Below are 17703 nucleotides of genomic sequence, written 5' to 3' on the forward strand. Positions count from 1 at the left end.
ATCCTATACAGATAGGCGTCGTACAAACGGACTGCGTTGCTCGCTACACCCCCATCGGAAATACCTTATGCTCGGCGCTGTCTTTACGTCGGCGCATTTCTTCTGGATTATCGAGCCAATTGGGGCCGTGGTTATTAAGCAAAAATACATAGACAGCCAAGGAGACCATAATAAGCACGGTGACATACACCATAAACATCGTGTCATGCCCCCCTTTTACCGCTGCCGAATATAGTACAGGCGCTGTGCCCCCAAACACTGAGTTGGCGATGGCATAACCGAAACCAACCCCTAAGGCACGTATATGAGTGGGAAACAGCTCTGCTTTGACTACGGCGTTAATAGAGGTGTAACCGGTAAGAATAATGAAGCCCATCGTCAAAATAGCAAAAGACACCCAAGGATTCGTCGTCTGCGGCAAAACAGTGAAAATCACCCAAGTAAACAGCGTGCCGCCAATGCCAAAAAACACCAGCAAGCTACGCCGGCCCACACGATCTGCTACATAGCCCCCTAATGGTTGCAATAACATAAGAATGGTTAGCGTGATTAAAGACACCACCGCCCCCATGACCGGACTACTTTGTGCAAACGTTTGCTTAATGATGTTGGGCCCATTAACCGAATAGGCATAAAACGCCACGGTGCCCCCCATAGTCACCAGAAAACACGCCAATAGCTCTTTCCAGTATTGACTCAGCAATTCGGCCATCGAGCCAGAATGCTTGTCTTTTTGGGCATTTTGCATCGCATCTGAGCTCATGGATTCGTCCATGGTACGGCGCATCCAAAGCACGACTAAAGCACCTACGCCCCCCAACCCAAACGCTAATCGCCATCCCCAGTCAGAAATGTGCTCGTGAGATGTCGATAACAATAAGGCTAGAAATAAAGCTTGGGCTAAAACATGCCCGCCTACCAGCGTGACATACTGGAAGGAAGCTAAAAAGCTCCTATGCTTGGGCACAGCCGCTTCGCTTAAGTATGTAGCGGAAGTGCCATATTCACCGCCAGTCGCAAAGCCTTGCACAAGGCGACATAAAATCAAAATAACAGCAGCCCAAACACCAATTGATAACTGTGTAGGCGTGATGGCGATCACAAATGAACACAAGGACATCATGGTGACGGACAGACTCAAAGCGGCTCTACGCCCCTTACGATCAGCATAGCGCCCAAAGTACCAAGAGCCTACGGGACGCATCAGAAATGTCAGCGCAAAAATTGCCCAAATGTAGACATCAGCGTTTTTGTCGTTTGCACTGAAAAAGTGATGCTCAAACGATGCCGCAAAAACGGAGTACACGTAAACGTCGTACCACTCGACCAAGTTACCCGACGAGCCTTTAATAATATTGGAGACCGAGCGTCGTAACTCGGACGGTGCGTGGTTTGCAGCAATGTCTGTCATTTCTACTCTCCGAGCAGGTGTAGGTGGAGAAAGCGTCATGAGAAGCGGCGCTGGGCATAAGACCCATGCTAGCAAAACCAAGCGAAGTCTGTTTCTTTAAATGCATATCCTTTTGTTGCCAAACTTTGCTGTATCTACCACAGTATTTTCGTTACAAAGGTTAAGAAACATAAACCTAATGAAATAAAGGTATCATTTTACTTTTCTTAACTTTTTGGATTAACTCTGTGTTTCGTACATCTCTCTCAGCCTTAGCAATAAGCGCGGCCTTAGTATCTCCTGCTCTCGCCACCTCAGGTGTTCAATCTGGCGTTATCTATTTTCAAGGCTATGTGTACGATGACACCGCCATACGAGATCAAGCGCAGTTAATAAGTGAGTACGCCACCCAACTGGCGGCAGCCCAGGGTAAGAATGCCGACGTTGGGCTAGCGCATATGGCTCAAAGTGAGCGCTTATTGGTCAAGCAATACCAACAACAAGGCAAAACAATAATTGAAGTCTCATTTATTTAAGACTGCACAGGGAAGACTGTACGCCGTTTAGTGTGAGCATGGCCACAACACGCTTGTGTCTGCAAAGCGTCCCTATCCACGCTGCCTTGATGGGATAGCGCTGACGTACCTAGCGCTATCCGCAACACCTATCAATCGCGTTAAGCTGAACGCGTTGTTGTACAAAAAAGCATTAATTATTATCGTAACGCTTGAATGCCAAGACCGCGTTATTGCCGCCCATACCAAACGAGTTGCTCAGCGCAATATTGACGCCGTTAACAGTGCGGGCTTGATTGGGCACATAATCCAAATCACACTGCTCGTCCCCGGCTGCAAAGTGCAGGGTGGGCGGTAAGACTTGTTTTTGTAAGCTCATGATTGTACTGATGGCTTCTACCGCACCGCAGGCTCCAATTAAATGGCCAATGGCTCCTTTAATGCTGCTTATTGCCAACGTCTGTGCATGTTCGCCAAATACAACTTTGATGGCTTGGGTTTCAATGCGATCGCCCACCGTCGTACCAGTGGCATGCGCATTGATATAAGCCACGTCTTCAGGAACAATCTGTGCATCTTTTAAAGCACGAGAAATTGCTAGGGCTTGGCCGTCTGGGTCCGGCCTTAAGGGATGCCGTCCATCGTTGCTTACGCCATAACCGATTACCTCGGCCAACGGCACGGCACCACGTGCCAAAGCATGCTCTAGGCTTTCCAGTAAAAGCGTAGCGGCGCCCTCACCCAAGGCAAAACCACTACGTTTGATGCTAAAAGGGCGGCAACCGCCTTCTGGATTCGTGGTGGGCTCTTGGCACAGGACATGCAATTGCTCCCATGAGCGGATCAACTCGGGCTGTATCATCGCCTCGGTACCCCCGGCTAAGGCGCTGTCCACATAGCCGTCTCGTATACGACGAAATGCCTCACCAATAGCGACCGCTCCCGCTGTGCAAGCGGTTGCGTAGGTTTGCGCCTCTTGTGTGCAACCCATAATCTGTGCCACATGCGCAGCAGGCGCATTGGGCATGGCTGCTGGAACGACTAGCTGAACAACTTTCGGTATAGCCCCATAAAAACCCGCCACCGCATCGGAAAGGGCTTTCACTCCCCCAATGCCTGTCCCCAAATACACCCCCGTATGTTCCATCGCTTCGGTGGACAAACCACTGGCGCCCAAGGTTTGTTTAGAGGCATATAGCGCCAGCTTCGTGACCCTATCGAGCATGACTGCTTGGTTGCCTTGTAGGCCTTGATCAACATCCGCCTCTACCCACCCCACAGAACGAGTCAAGGTCTGCTTGGTATGCGGTCTGACACCTTCTTTGCCTTGGCATAGCGCATTAAAAAAGTCCTCTGGGGTATTACCCACCGGACTGGCCACCCCCATGGCCGTGACTACAACACGTCGTTTCATAAGTTGCGAACTCTAGGCTATTACTCTGATAAGGAAAACTATGGTTTCACTTGGGAAGAATCCGCTGCTTTTACCTCGCTCTCCACCCGTTCTATCGTTGCTGTCTCTACTTCTACGTACTCTTCTACGTGCTCTGCTTGCGTATCGCCCAGTAAGGCTTTTTCTTGCTCTTGTGTATTGAGCTGCTCGACTACGGTATAAACGTGTTCAACTAATTCGCTCAGGTTTTTTGGAAAAACCGTCATCATTTCTTCCTGGCTACGTACCTCGGCAGGTAGCAATACCTCGGTGGATACGTCATAACGCGTTTCTATGCCTAATAAAATTTCTAACATGGCTAACGAGTCAAAATGCTCAATGAAACTTTCAAACGGCGCATCACTTAGCAACAGCTCTTTATCACAACGGCAAACATCCACAATAATGTCAGCCAATACGGTACGAAACTCCGAGCGTTCGGGAAGCACTATCATTTTCGTTCCTTATTCAATGAATTCTTGAGACAACTATGAGCTAACTTTACTTAACACCTATTACGAGACAAAGATTACAACAACCTCCCCCATTTACCGTCTCAATTTGTTATTTAATCAGTGTAAAACAGCCCTATCTAAATGCTATACGGGTAACTGCGGACAAAATTGAAGGACGGCAAGCCGTCCTTCAATCCTAACGTCATCCTCGCGCTCGCTTACGGATACTCTACCGTGACCTCGGCTCGAGCCACTATATTTCCTTCTACCACTGGATTGCTGTTCGTTCTGACATAGCTCGCCTGCAAGTCGAGCCGCCACTCTCTGCAGTTCGCACCGCAGGATCCTAAGTTAGTCAGCGTATCAATCGTACTCGTGCCCGATAAATCTACCGGATGAGCCACTGCCCCAAAATCTAGGCTTTCTAGCAAAATCGATACATTTTGTGCCCCTGCAGGGAGATTAGGATCATTCGCAATAACTCCGCTCAAACCACTGCCATCGGGCGTACCTTGAAACGTAATAAGAGGTGGAGTTGCGGTTGGCGCACACTGCATGCGCATAAAAAACCCTTTTGTGTTGACGGCTGTGCCGACAGTAATCAAATCATCTGCCAGCACAGAATCCAACGCCACGGTCATCGCTTGGCTTGTCACAAACTGACAGGGTGCTGGCACAAACGCTATCTTAGACGTTAGTCGATACCGCAGTAAGTGATCTTTATCGGCTATATTGCCGTTCAGCAATGTGAAAGCAAAATAATCAGCAAACTCAACCTCCCTAGTGCCGCTCCAATCGTTATCCAATAATACAAACTCTATCTTTGGCGTCCCCCCAGGAAAGTATAAGGCGTTCCCTTTACCGCTATTATTTGGAGCGACGTTAGTTATTGGACCTGCCACCGTTTGACTAGGGTAATAAGTTCGATAACCTATATTACTTACATTCGTATGGTAGGTACCCGGCATCCCGGCCACTTCGTTCATGGACATTTGAAACTGCTCCAAAGAGCCTGCGGGACAATTTACATAGGGCACATAAGGCGAGGCGGCCCTACCATCACCCGTGAAGCCCGGTACAGGATCGTGTACTGGCGTGCCCTGGACAGTAAAAATCACCGATGAGGCTGGTTGCGTCAGGGGTACTGTCACCGTAGTAAGTGTCGGTGCAAAAGACACCAACGAGTTAGCCGGCACATACGGGAAAAAACCACCACCTGTATTCGCAATGCAAACCTCGGCCCCTATGGACACAGCCGAATAACATACACCCACTCCAAGCGCTAAACTTATACCTGCCACGCCTACTCGCATACCGCCTCCTTATCTATCATCCCTAGAGACACTGGCAAATTATCAGCATCAAGACTGAACTTACAGCTTACAGAGGTGCTACCCTCAGCCCACTTGACGGTGTAGGCTTGATTTCCTTCTAGCCCTGTTAGCCAAATCCTACCCACTGGTCCCACTAAGCCTTTTTGCTGATCATCCGCACCGTAGACCTCGGCTCCGAACGGAACAAATACGTCGTTATGTTTTAGTGAGATAATCAATGATCGGCCTAGCTCGGTTTCAAACAGCACCCGCACGATAGCGCCACGTGTTGGGACTACAGATTGAATATTTTGTGTCAACGTGACAGAGTCATTTAGGTAACCAGGAGCCAAGCTCACACTATTTTCTCTGTAGGGAGACGCATAAGGGATCAAAGCCCGCCCTGACTGATTTGTTCTAATGCTTGGATGACTTTGCAGTTGCACATCAGGTGCACTAGGAACATCGACAATAATCGCTGTGTCATACAGATACTGTCCTAACAACAGGCCCTGCTTATCTATCACCACTGAACCGCTAAAATCGATTTGTGATTGAGTATTTTTATGATTACGCGCCGTACTCAAGCCTAACTGACCAATAGAATTTCTGTAGCTACCGCCCGCATAGAAATTATTGCCTCGGTCTCCATTTTCCTTAGATACACCAGCACGTAAATTATACGAGAGGGCATTATTTTCTAGCGTTGAACCCGACAGGTTAGCGCTATGGGCATAATCGCCATTATTTTGACGCGAGAAGCTATAGCCTGCGTAAGTCGAGCGTACTCCTAAAGGTATAGAGAAGCTCAACATAATATTGCGTCTCTTCTCTTGCCACTGCGACTGAATCATGTTGTAAGATAAAAATACACCAACTCCCTTAATATTATTGGAATAGCTCAAACCCATGGTGTCAGAGGACCTACCCTGATTACGAAACTGCACTTTTGAATAGTTGGCGGAAACAGAGCCATACTTATCCAAACTTTGAGAGATTGAAAACTGATATTCGTGTGATCTATTCCAAGATAAGTTTGTATTTTGGCTTTTACTTAACGTTTGATCCAAACTACGATAACCATCTGAACTATATTTGTAGCCAAAAAAACGGAAGTTAGTCCCTGTTTCTAATAAGTTTTTGGCATATTGAATACGTAAAGCGTGGCCTCTATGGCGTAAATTACGCGTATCCTTAGCGGTAGACTGAATAATATCCGCGGATAGGCCACCAAACTGCTGTAAATTAAACGCCAAACCCAAAGAGCCAGCAAAGTAATCTTTAGCCCCCATCAAGCCGCCATAAGCTGTTACTCCTCCGGGCAAGCCGTGAGCCAAATTTACTTGACCCACCATAGGCTCTTTTGCGTCATCATAACGGTTGCCTCGGTACTTACCAAATGCAGCGCTGTATTGCCATCGCCCTTCACGCAGCATGGCCGGCAATACTGCGTAGGGCTGTAAATAACGGGTTACCTGCCCACCGGTCTCCTCAATTTCAACCTCCAGGTCACCGCCGCCGGGAACGGCATAAAGATCGTTGATAATAAATGGACCTGGGGCAACAAAAGTTGAGTAAATAACATTGCTATTTTGATAAATCGTCACCTTCGCACTAGTATTGGCGAAGCCTTCTATTGTTGGTGCGTAACCTTGTTCACTAGTAGCCAACATGGAGTCGTCCGACTCTAACTTAACGCCACGGATGCGCGACGAAGTAAAGGTACTACTACTAGTGGTGTTGTCACCCAGCCGGATACGCCCCCGCCAAGCAGGAATATCACGCTCGAAGTAATTTTCATTAAAATTCCAATGCCGTTGCCCGCCCGCATCATACAAACTACCATTGGAACGAAAACGCCAAGCACCCAAGTTAAACCCACCACGCACCCCTAAGAAGGTCGTATGTTGATTGCGTTTAACTCCCAGTGACTCCATTGAGGAACGGAAATGAGACAACTGATATGAAGTATAAAAGGCGCTTTCCCCCTGATTCCACATTTCCACAGGTATGGCACCTCGTACCGTTGCATCTAACGCTGCCTGCGGTACGGATAATGTCAACGTCGCTGTCGATGCGCTAAACGCATAATTTGCCTCAGGAATTAGGCTCAAATCTAGGCACTGATCGGGGGCCAGTTCCTCTGCTTTACCAAAAAATGCTGTTTTTACTCCCACCGTTCTTAACAGTTCAGGAGTTAAACACGGCACGGCATCTTTATCTGCTTGCTCCGAATCAACAAATCTAATGATATGCTCGCCAAAACTACGTTGGTTCACCACTACCTGAACCTGTTGATCACCAGGAAGAATACGATTGGAGTTACGAAAACCAGATAAATCAGCAGGTAAAGACTGGCCTGCTGGTCTAAATAAAAATTTGCTATCAAAAAAATCACCGTTTTCTGCTTGAGCCAAAGCAGCTTTAGCAAGTATCAAACTGGAGACGCAAAAAAAAACTCGGCATCGCTTTTTCATGTTCCTTCCCCATCTTAGATTTAGTTGATTTTTACGATGGGCAAGTTGATCACAGCACCATAGTCATTAATAAACCTAGCTTGAAGATTACCTATTACATCACACGAAGAGAGATCGAGAGATTGCTCGCTAAAAGGCATAGCCATGAAACCCTTGGCTGTTTCTAACAATTTATCGTTTATTTTCACATCTGCGAAATTAACTATAAATGGAGATGTATTTTTAACTAATAGCTGGCACTTTCCCCCTTCTCTCTTTACTTCCCAATTCAATACTTTATCAATATCCGCTGGCCTACCTATTCCTTTAGGTCTATAGAAAACCTTAACTCGAGTTCTGACTGCGAAGCTTAAAGTATTTTGTACAGAATTATCCGTTTTTGGTATTTCTAACACGTTCAACCAGAAATACGATTCCTTATCTTCTGGTAGTTTTCCATCTAATTTTCTAATCGTTAGTGAAAACTCTTCTCCACCATCCATTCTATTTAACGGAGGAGTTACAAAAAATGGAGTTTCCATCTCCCCTTCGGTACCCTCAATCCAGCTTTGAATCACAAAAGGTTCTGTCGTTACATTTTTAGCCCTTACTGTTCCAAAATTTTTTTCCTCGTTAATAATTACTCTGGTATTATTTAATTGAATAGCAGCATAACTAGATGAGCTAATGAAAAAAGCGATTAGCCAGAAAAAACTTTTAATAGCGTACCGTGCTTTCATCCTTCCCCCCTTCAATTCGTTATCTATATTCAACTGAGAAAGTTGCTCTTGCATTAATGGTTCCTGGTTGGATGCCCACCCACCCTGAATTAACAGGCACCAAATAAGCAGTAAACTCCAAGTTAACTTGCCCATCATTTAACATATACTCAGGCGCTAAACCCATATTGTTATTAAACTTAATATCATTATTAAGCGGATCTTTTAAAGAAATACCAATACCACTAGCTGAGCTTGGAGTAACGTCTAAAGCTATATGTTCATCAGCAGACCCTGGCAAGGTGGTCGCCGCAAACGCCATTGCTACTTTTTGCTTAACGTTACTATCACAATTCTCGAATGTAATAAAAAACCTTACGGGCCTATGAAAACCGATCTCTTTTAGCTCACGAGAATTAATAGAGCCAAAATCCACAGCATTCCCACTATTAACAACGATATTGCCACAAGTGGGAGCGAGGACATCTCCTGTAATAGTTAATTGCGTTACATTGCTTGCTATTCCGATTGAGGAAGAAAGCAACAGATAACACCCTAAGCTGATAGATAGTTTTTTAATCATAGGTATTGCACACGGCTAAGTGATCAATCACTTAGCCATGCGCTAATTAAAGTTAGGAGTAAGAAACCGTAAAGGTTGCTGTCGCATTAGCCGAACCAGACGTTACTGGCTGAGCACCATCTATCCTTTTATAAAAAGCGTAAAGACGAATGGTATTCGTACCATCTACAAGCGGCGTATCTAAGAAAGCGTTCGGTGAGCCATCAAAGGAAATCAGGTTAGTAGTAAAGTCACCGTTGGTGCCACTAATAGCAATTCCCAAGTTTGTAGCAGCGTTACTTCCATCTAGATCCAAAGCTAAAAGATTGGCATTTCCAGCTGCAGCCAGAGTTCCCGAAAACGTGAACTCAGCAGTATTTAACGCTAAGCTTGCATCGCAACCCGTCAAATTAATAGCAAACTGCCTAGCTTCCGTATTTGGGATGCCACTTATATGATGAGCGGCATAAGAACCCATAGGCACTGTAATTTGAATAGAATCAGCACCTAAAGAACATGTCTCATCTGTTACTTCCCCTACAAAGTCAATCGTTCCTGTAGATGCATTCGCCAAACCAAAAGGCAGAGCCAATGCTGAAGCTACAGCAATATTTAATGCGTACTTTTTCATTATCTACTTCCTTAATAAAGATGAAATTACACGCCTTATATGACGTGCCCTTACCGCAACCCCAATTGCCTTTTACTCTTAGCAATTAGGAAACAACTACCCAAGAACCAAGAACACGGATTAAATACTAGGTGTCGCAATAAAAAACCTCGCTTATGCGCTTTCAACCTAAGACCTTTTTTATACTTAATGTCTTCAATTAACCATTTTGCTGGGTAAGCAACCAAGCTTTCAGCCAGGACACTTTTCTTCATTAAGCTGAGTAGCGGCCTCGCCCATAAATAATATCCGCTTTTTATTTCCGCTGAATTCTGATGAGAAAAGTAGGTTACGTCTACCACCCAATCAGAATAAGATATAAAATCTCTTACCATCAATCGATGGCAAATTATTTTTAGCTCCTCTTGAGCTCTCCAATTATTTACAATGAAATCATCTTTATTTTCCTTCTCTAGCTCAATCATTTTCACCCCTCTATAAGCTTAAAATGAATCAATTTAAATCCAGAAATAAAACTTACTTTTATAAATTTTAATTATTCTTATATAAAAAACTCGTAGCACAGTACAAATCAGAAAGGCAACAGAAGACTCTCAGAATAAAAATCCGATAAATAAAATTAAATATATAATTCTCTAAACTGCTAGCACTGCCTCACAAGCCTATTACTTATCTAGACCATTTATTAACACTGAACACACCAACTCTATTGGTATATTGTTTTTCCTATTTTTTCGAACCAGCTGAATACTTTCATCCGTAAATTTATTGTTATTTTTAGAAAAACAGTTCATACAAATTTATTTATATTGTGTCCTAAGTTAACGATAGGGAAAAAATCCGTCAACGAGGAAAATGCTACAAGAACATACAAGTAGTATCCAAAAAAATGATATATACAGAATAGGTAAATCACATCATTGCAAATTAATAGTGAAATAATTTGTCATTCAAAATGCAATAAATAAACAAAATTGATTAGGTAAGCATTTATTTGAAAATAATATCGTTAGTCATGACAACACTCTCAAAATTTCACCTTACGCTGATCAATCCCCGTACCTTATGAAGCAAGCCATTCTTGGAGTTTGTTAGTGTGTAAAGTCGGGTATCCTAGCAACAGCCCCTATGGCCGTTACACTTATGCAGTAGAGCCGTTTTAATGGTTATATATCGCAATGAAAACTGCATTAGTTAACAGCGTTAATCCGACACATCTGTTCGAACGTAACTAAACCGTCTACTTTTTCTAGTAAAAATATTTTTATTGAGACGCTACAACAACGTTAAGGCTCTGCACTCGGTGCCTAAAAGCAACTCGTATGATCAATTCGCCTGCCCGTACGCAAAGAACCCCAGCATGTCGTTCAACGATACTGGGGTTCTTCGCTCTACATTTCAGAATTAAGGTTTCATGGGCGATGTGATCGCACGAGACCCGCCTCTTACCGCTAAGCTGAGGCCCAGCTCTGCATTAGCTGTGGGCTCGCTTACCTCATCCTTGTTATGAAAACCTGTTCGGGGAAAAAGGCAGTGGGTTCATAAACAAAGTGTCGCCGGTCATCATCTCTGCCAGTAGCTTGCCACATCCCGGGCCTACCGAAAACCCTACATGATTGTGACCAAAGCAAAACCAAAGACCAGCATGATTTTGCGCTGCTCCTACAATAGGTCGCATATCCGCAAAACACGGACGTGTTCCCATCCATGCTGTGGAGTCCGCGCGCTGGCCTAGGTCGACGATATCTTTGGCTATCGTTTCCAAGCGTTTTAATTGGACTGGAGTATAAGGGGCATCGCGTGCCGCTAACTCTACTCCTGTCGTCATACGTAAGCCTTGCTCCATAGGGGCAAGGACATAGCCATGATCCATATCGGTAACGGGAGTATGGAAAGAATCCGGCCAGCTACTCTTGTAGTGCATATGGTAGCCACGCTTATCTACCATAGGAAAGCGGTAACCTAAGGGCTCGTAGATCTCTTTAGACCAAGCCCCCAGGGCTACCACTATCTCTTTCGCTTCAATAGAGGTGCTTGGTGTGGATAGCCTCCATTGATTCGCTTGACCAGTGACATTACGGGCATCCGCACGTATGAACACTCCGCCATTTCTCTCGAACAACGCACCATAGGCCTTAACTAAGCTTTCCGGGTTGCTACAAGAGTACGGATCTCTCCAATATAGGCCTCCTTGTAGCTTGTCTACCTTAATCGGAAAACGCGCCGCCAATTGCTGACGTTCGATCACATCAAAGTCAAGATTATATTTTTTAGCCATCCCTTGCGCAGCTGCTACCGCCCGCCGGAAGGACTTTTCGCTTCTATACACCGTCAACCATCCGGCCGCATGCAGGAGTTTCTGCGCTCCTGCCTCTAAAGCAAGGGCTTGATGCTCTGTCACACAGGTCTCAATCAACGGCAACATATCTGCACTAATTTGCTCAATAGATTGAGCGCGTGAGTGCCAAGCGTACGAGATTAACCAAGGGAAATGCGTCAAGAGAAACTGTGGGTGGTAGTTAAACCCTCCAAATTGCTTGGTAATACTGCGCGCAAGCAAGACTGGATCTTTCGGAAAATGGTAAGGGCGGATGCCCGCCCGAACGAGCATTCCAGCATTGCCGCTGCTCGTCTCCTCTCCTATACCTCGTCGATCTACCAATACAACTTTACGCCCTTTTTTCTGTAAGTGTAGTGCAGCGCTGACACCGATAATTCCCGCTCCAAGTACAATGACGTCCGTTTTCACAAAGATTTCCTTAACGAGTCGCTGAATCCTGGTTAGTGAGGGCGGCACACCACTTCAAAATATCTTTCACCTTGGCCGTGTCTTCGGTGCGATGGAGTTGTCGATATAACTCTGTGGCGCTATGCCCGATAACCGGTGCCGCACACTCAATGAACTTCTTGTTTAAACTGGCTGAGCTAATTGGATTTTTAGGCATACCTGCTGCCGCAAAGACCTCTTCTGAGTGAGAGTCCCCGTTTTTTAGCGTGACAATAACTCTTGCTGCCTCTGGGTAATCTTGAAACTGTTCTAGTGATACCAGGTTATCGTCCTGATGCAGTCTTACCTTGCTGGCCAAGGCCCTCATCTGTTCATTTGCTAGCCAATCGGTTTTCAGATGTGCAATAGACACTGTCCCGTCAATAGCAGCCGTCGCTAAGGCAAAGGGCATACTAAATTGAGCCTGTGACGCATTTTCTGGAACGCCATGTTTAAGACATCCCACCACGAGCGGTGTCCCATAACAAGTGATGTGGTCTATATCCGTGGCATCAAACCGATGCTGTCGTTGTAAAATAAGTAGAGCATCGATTGCCGCCTGTGTAGCAGAGCAAAGTGGATACTGCTTAAAAGATATACCAGGCGTTACCAGACGATATGGTTGCCCTGGTATCGAGGCAGCCGGCAAGTCACGGGGCAGGCCTAGTAAGGTTAAGTAGCCATACTGCCCTATATAAGCACCTTTTCCACCGTCCAAACCCTCTTGCACCGCTAGGGCGCACTCCAAGCCAGTCCGTGACGCTACTCCTGCTAAATGAGCCTTGGCAAGAGAACCATGAACGCTACGCATGCCTGCTGACAGATGTAGAGCGAGTCGAATGGTTTCGGTCAACTGCGTCTTTGATAGGCCAAGAAGTTTTCCACAAGCGACGGCAGCTCCTACAACGCCTAAAGACGCAGTGGTCCAATGGCCTGTATCATAAGCATGATGACCCAGTGTTGCACCCAGATATAGCTCTGTCTCCACCCCAGCCACATACGCGAGTAAAAAATCACGATAACTGGCGTTCATTTCTTCGGCCAGTGCTAACAAAGCAGGCACCACAATCGTGGAGGGATGAAGCACACCCACAAAGCTTGTGTCATCAAAGTCTAACGCGTGCATGGCTGTGCCATTCAACCACGCCGCCACTGGCATATCGTATAAATTCGTTTGTCCCAACACGGTTGCTGAGCCGTTGGAGCCGCGATATAGAAGGTGAGAGATCCTTAGGCTAGTTTGAAAGCTTTCATGCTGACTACCCGCTAAGCCGACACCAAATGAATCAACCATGCTTTGAATGCAGCGATCAATTAGTTCGGCAGGCAAGTCTTCCCACCTAAGGCTATAGGCCCACTGACCCGCTAACACATCAATTTGATCATCCTCCCGTAGAAGTGGTGAGGTACTTTCTAGAGCTTGAGTGATATTATTTTTCTGAAGTAATGGCTGCATTCGGTACACTCTCCATCTGAGTGTTGAGGTTAATTGAACAAAGAAAAGTGTTAGTGCACGCACTATACGAAGACTTGACTATGCCAAGGCCAGTTTGAGAAAAGCTAATAGTGAGTAGCAGAAACTTTAATCAACGCACTACAGACAGGCGCGCAGACCCTTCAACATTGCGGTGCACAACGTTGAATAGCTAGAGCCGTATTGGTGGATGAAACGCTTAATGCGTAAAGATAGCTGGCCGCTCAACCTTCGTTACGTTGAGCAGCCAGCCAGAACTGAGCTAGCTCTGGTGAACGAGTGGAACTATCATGAAACGAATTTTAATTCGCCGGCTTGGCCAGGCAAATCCTCAGTGCGCTCCCCCGTACTGCCGTAAACCACGACTCGACCAGGGCGCTCTGCAGTCTCTGCATAGCGCTCTAGACCCGTGTTTTCTGGGCGCATGTATTGAATAATCGCGTTACCACAATCAAGGCGTAGGACGCCATTGATCAACTGTACGCGTGCATCGCCTAAAAGACGTGCATAGAGAGGCTGCAAGCTTTCAGGATGGCTACATGGCACAACGACTTCTTGTAAGCCTTGGGCATCATTAGCATGAGTCATCATGTCATCCCGCCAGATCCACTGAGGCGTGACATGCTCAATGAGCATAATTTCTTGAATGTCACTCTCTTGATCCGGGCAAAGAATACTAGCAAGCTTGAAGGTAATCTGTTCGTCTGTACCGTTCACCTCAATGGCACGTGAAAACTCAAAGCTTTCTTTAATGGTGAGCCCAGCGGCGATCGCTTGCATCACTGCCTCGTCACGATTGTTAACGCGCAGCAAGGCGGCATTCACACCGGCGTCTACGGTGTGGCGAAAAACCTCACCTTTAGCGATGGGGCCTGAGATAGCAATATAAGTACCATCTTGAAATGCAACAGCACATGAGGCGACACCTTCTGTACGGTTGACGCTAGGCGGCGCAATTTGAAAACCCAGCTTGTTCCAGTCTGTCCAAATATCCATAATATTGGATACTCTAAGGTCGACATGATCAAGCCCTGTAATGGCGGCTACTGGAAATTTCATCCTTATCCCTTTTTCATTAATGTATCGCGAACAGAGAAGTCAGTGCGATCGATTGCGTGATCTGCTGCAACCATTGCAGCAACTAAAGCAGGTGGAATGGTGGCCGCGGCAGCCACAGAAATAGGCCCATTCAGGGCAGCCGAAGCATTCCCTGCAACATAAAGCCCTTGGATGACACTGCCATCATTGGCGATTGCTTGGCTATGTTGATTAATACGGATGCCGCCTTTGGTACCCACAGAAGAACGGCTATTTTTATAAGCGTAAAATGGGGGTTTTTCGATGGTTCCCAACGTATGATGCGGCAACCGGTGGTCGCCAAAATAATGGTCGTATGCACCCTCGCCACGCTGAAAGTCATCGTCTTTACCTTTTTGGGCAAACTGATTGAAACGATCAATCGTGGACTGCAGTACATCTGCTGGTACATTAATTTTGTTTGCCAAGGCTTTGATCGAGTCTGCTTTAATTAGCCACTCTGGATCCTCTTGCCCAGGATACAAGCTCATTAATATGGGATACCGCTGCCTGAACTGATTGTCTAAAATGGTCCATGACGTCAGGTTCGCTTGCTCTCCAGACTCGGAATCCACCGCATAAAAAGCATTCGCACTATTTTGTGCGCTTTCGTTAACAAATCGTTTGCCTTTACTGTTTACCCATAACATGTGTGGCCAGATGCGATCTCCGGTAAGCCAGGTGCCTATTTTTTTGCCTTCGTACGGTTTAGCCCCTGGCAACACCTTACCCGGTAGGTACCAAGCCTCGTCCATATGAGCAAGCTCAGCATCCACCTGTTTTGCAAAGTGAATGTGATCGCCCTGATTCACGGGGGGTGTCATGGTCTCTTCGATTGTGCCAGGCAGGTATTCTTTCATCAGCTCTATGTTGTGGTCGAACCCACCAGACCCAATCAACACCCCTTGCTTAGCGTGAAACTCAAAGTGTCCCGCTGGTGATTGCCCCGCCACACCGCAAACTTTCCCGTCTTGGAATACAAGCCGCTGCACTTTATGCTCAAGCTTGAACGTCACGCCCATGCGTAAGCAGGCCTCTAGCATCCCCAACACAAACGCATACCCCATGCCCACCTTGCCTTGCCAGCGGCGGAAAAGTATCCGCATACCCATGCGCAGTTTTGCTGCACGAGTGAAAAGAAAAGGGATACGCATGGAATCAAAATCACGATATCGGAGGTGCACGGTCAAACCGGGAGGGCGCCGCACCTGATTGTTGAATACTCCTAAATCAGGAATTTTGAGTAGATCAGTTCCAATGTGGCGCTTACACGTGCCCTCAGGCCACTCGCCAAAGCTATCAGGATACCGCGTCGGAAAAAATCGCACGGCGGTACGCTGCTCTATATACTCAACAACCTCATTGATTCTATCGAAAAACACACTCCATCGAGGATCGTCTGCCCTATCACCCAAGCAACGCTTCACATAAGCTTCAGCTCGCTGGCGAGAGTCCGCGTCGGGGCCTTGCCGTGCCCAACGGTTAAACGGAACCCAAAGATTGGCGCCAGAAAATGACGTCGTTCCACCTAGGAGATCTGTTGCTTCTAGCACTAATACGCGGGCACCTCGATCGGCCGCACGCAAAGCCCCCATCAGCCCAGCCGCTCCCGACCCAATACAGATAAAGTCATAAGACGTGGTTTCAATATCGTCTTTATTTACGTCTTTCTGAGTCATATCGTTTCCTGTCAGCGCAACACTGGTACCTTAGGTACCAGTGTCCTTCCTCATCAGTGATCTAGGATTAGTCAACCAACACTTGTTTTCCGTCTTTAATCTGGAGAACAAATCCACCATACTCAGGCAAACGTTGGTCATTAATACTAAAGTTGCCATTACCTAGAACAACAGGAAAATCTTTTATTTTTCCAAGCGCTTGGGTCAATGACGCTCTGTCTGGGTTATCGCCTGCCAGTCGGACAGCTTCTGCTGCAAGCTGCATTTCTGTGTAGCCAACAGCCGCCCACATATCCGGATCCTCTTTATAACGAGCGCGGTAACTTTCCACGAACTTCTTATTCAAGTCGGAATCCCCGCCAATAAAGTAATCCGATACATAGACAGTACCTTCTACCGCTTTACCGCCTACTTTCAGAAACTGCGGCGAGGCCATACTTGGGGTGCCTACAAACAAGGTTTTAGGGTCAATGCCCGCTTGGCGCGACTGAATGATGACGTTTGCACTTAACTCTGGAGTGCTGGCCAACACAATAGCATCCGCATTTCTTGATGCCAGCTTAGTCGCCAAGGCAAGAAAGTCAGTGTCGGATCCCAATACACCTTCTTCGGAAATAGTTTTTATTCCTTGGCTTTCAAGGTGATTTTTTACGGCGTCTTTTTGTGCTACGTAGGATTCGTTATCTCGATTAAACACATAAATAACGGACTTAATATCGCCACGCTTAGCGATGTAATCGGCAACCGGTAGCATAATCGTGGCGGGCGTTGCAATCACTTTAAAAATGTACTCTCCTGCAGTGGTTACATTACCCGAGGCAGGCGATAAAAACGGTAGTTTGTTTTCTGTCGAAATCGGCGCTGCTGCCAGCGTCTCCACGGTAGAGGTCAAGCCAATAATTAACGCAGCATTGTCCCGTTGCGCTAAGCGGTTGCTCAAGGTAATGGCTTGATTACGCTCACTTTGCGTATCTTCAATAATAATTTTTAGATTGTCATTACCGCTTGCCTTCAGCTCCTCAAGTGCGAGCTCTAAGCCGTTGCGCTGCAACGCCCCTGCAAAAGCATAAATACCTGTGGTCGCTAATGGCACCCCAATCACTACGGGAGCAGCCATCGACGAGCTTGCTGCACCTAAACCGGTCGCAGCAACCGCGATGATAGCGGTAAGGTTTTTCATCATAGTTTTCATGGTTATCTCCTGAATAAATTATTGTTTTGACGGGCAAGTAT

Annotated in this window: 15 protein-coding genes; 1 reads left to right on the forward strand and 14 read right to left on the reverse strand. The window is 46.4% G+C overall.

The genetic code is table 11. The features are described 5' to 3' along the window. Nucleotides 1-43: 43 nt before the first annotated feature. Nucleotides 44-1411 (reverse strand): MFS transporter, encoded by a 1368-nt coding sequence (locus OSH01_RS03300; protein ID WP_266122615.1) that lies wholly within the window; start codon nt 1409-1411, stop codon nt 44-46. Between the two features lie 227 nt (nt 1412-1638). Here OSH01_RS03300 and OSH01_RS03305 point away from each other — a divergent pair, with 227 nt between their 5' ends. Further along, nucleotides 1639-1926 (forward strand): hypothetical protein, encoded by a 288-nt coding sequence (locus OSH01_RS03305; protein ID WP_266122616.1) that lies wholly within the window; start codon nt 1639-1641, stop codon nt 1924-1926. A gap of 172 nt (nt 1927-2098) precedes the next feature. Here the strand turns inward: OSH01_RS03305 and OSH01_RS03310 are convergent, their stop codons facing one another. The 13 genes from OSH01_RS03310 to OSH01_RS03370 form a co-directional block, all read right to left on the reverse strand. Beyond that, on the reverse strand, nt 2099-3319 hold the full coding sequence (locus OSH01_RS03310; protein WP_266122617.1) for a beta-ketoacyl-[acyl-carrier-protein] synthase family protein: 1221 nt from the start codon (nt 3317-3319) through the stop codon (nt 2099-2101). 38 nt (nt 3320-3357) lie between these two features. Beyond that, the gene (locus OSH01_RS03315) at nt 3358-3792 is read right to left on the reverse strand and encodes an acyl carrier protein (RefSeq protein WP_266122618.1); all 435 of its coding nucleotides are present in this window, start codon (nt 3790-3792) and stop codon (nt 3358-3360) included. A 218-nt stretch (nt 3793-4010) separates the two neighbouring features. After that, on the reverse strand, nt 4011-5105 hold the full coding sequence (locus OSH01_RS03320) for a fimbrial protein (RefSeq protein WP_266122619.1): 1095 nt from the start codon (nt 5103-5105) through the stop codon (nt 4011-4013). Beyond that, entirely contained in the window at nt 5096-7582 is a 2487-nt protein-coding gene (locus tag OSH01_RS03325) for a fimbria/pilus outer membrane usher protein (RefSeq protein WP_266122620.1), read from the reverse strand. The genes OSH01_RS03320 and OSH01_RS03325 overlap by 10 nt, the downstream gene beginning before the upstream one ends. A gap of 20 nt (nt 7583-7602) precedes the next feature. Beyond that, on the reverse strand, nt 7603-8355 hold the full coding sequence (locus tag OSH01_RS03330) for a fimbrial biogenesis chaperone (protein WP_266122621.1): 753 nt from the start codon (nt 8353-8355) through the stop codon (nt 7603-7605). Continuing rightward, nucleotides 8321-8863 (reverse strand): fimbrial protein, encoded by a 543-nt coding sequence (locus tag OSH01_RS03335; RefSeq protein WP_266122622.1) that lies wholly within the window; start codon nt 8861-8863, stop codon nt 8321-8323. The genes OSH01_RS03330 and OSH01_RS03335 overlap by 35 nt, the downstream gene beginning before the upstream one ends. Before the next feature lie 52 nt (nt 8864-8915). After that, complete coding sequence (locus tag OSH01_RS03340; protein WP_266122623.1) at nt 8916-9473, reverse strand: fimbrial protein; 558 nt, start codon at nt 9471-9473, stop codon at nt 8916-8918. Between the two features lie 50 nt (nt 9474-9523). After that, a complete protein-coding gene (locus OSH01_RS03345; protein WP_266122624.1) occupies nt 9524-9937 on the reverse strand; it encodes a hypothetical protein in 414 nt (137 codons plus the stop codon). A 1040-nt stretch (nt 9938-10977) separates the two neighbouring features. Then, entirely contained in the window at nt 10978-12222 is a 1245-nt protein-coding gene (locus tag OSH01_RS03350; RefSeq protein ID WP_266122625.1) for an NAD(P)/FAD-dependent oxidoreductase, read from the reverse strand. A 10-nt stretch (nt 12223-12232) separates the two neighbouring features. Then, complete coding sequence (locus OSH01_RS03355; protein WP_266122626.1) at nt 12233-13696, reverse strand: MmgE/PrpD family protein; 1464 nt, start codon at nt 13694-13696, stop codon at nt 12233-12235. Between the two features lie 306 nt (nt 13697-14002). Further along, nucleotides 14003-14773 (reverse strand): VOC family protein, encoded by a 771-nt coding sequence (locus tag OSH01_RS03360; RefSeq protein ID WP_266122627.1) that lies wholly within the window; start codon nt 14771-14773, stop codon nt 14003-14005. Between the two features lie 2 nt (nt 14774-14775). After that, nucleotides 14776-16470, reverse strand: coding sequence for an FAD-dependent oxidoreductase (locus tag OSH01_RS03365; protein ID WP_266122628.1), 1695 nt, complete (start codon nt 16468-16470; stop codon nt 14776-14778). 67 nt (nt 16471-16537) lie between these two features. Further along, on the reverse strand, nt 16538-17662 hold the full coding sequence (locus OSH01_RS03370; protein ID WP_266122629.1) for an ABC transporter substrate-binding protein: 1125 nt from the start codon (nt 17660-17662) through the stop codon (nt 16538-16540). Nucleotides 17663-17703 lie beyond the last annotated feature (41 nt).

This window comes from Alcaligenes endophyticus (assembly GCF_026344035.1).
In the GTDB taxonomy this organism is placed as follows: domain Bacteria; phylum Pseudomonadota; class Gammaproteobacteria; order Burkholderiales; family Burkholderiaceae_B; genus Alcaligenes; species Alcaligenes endophyticus.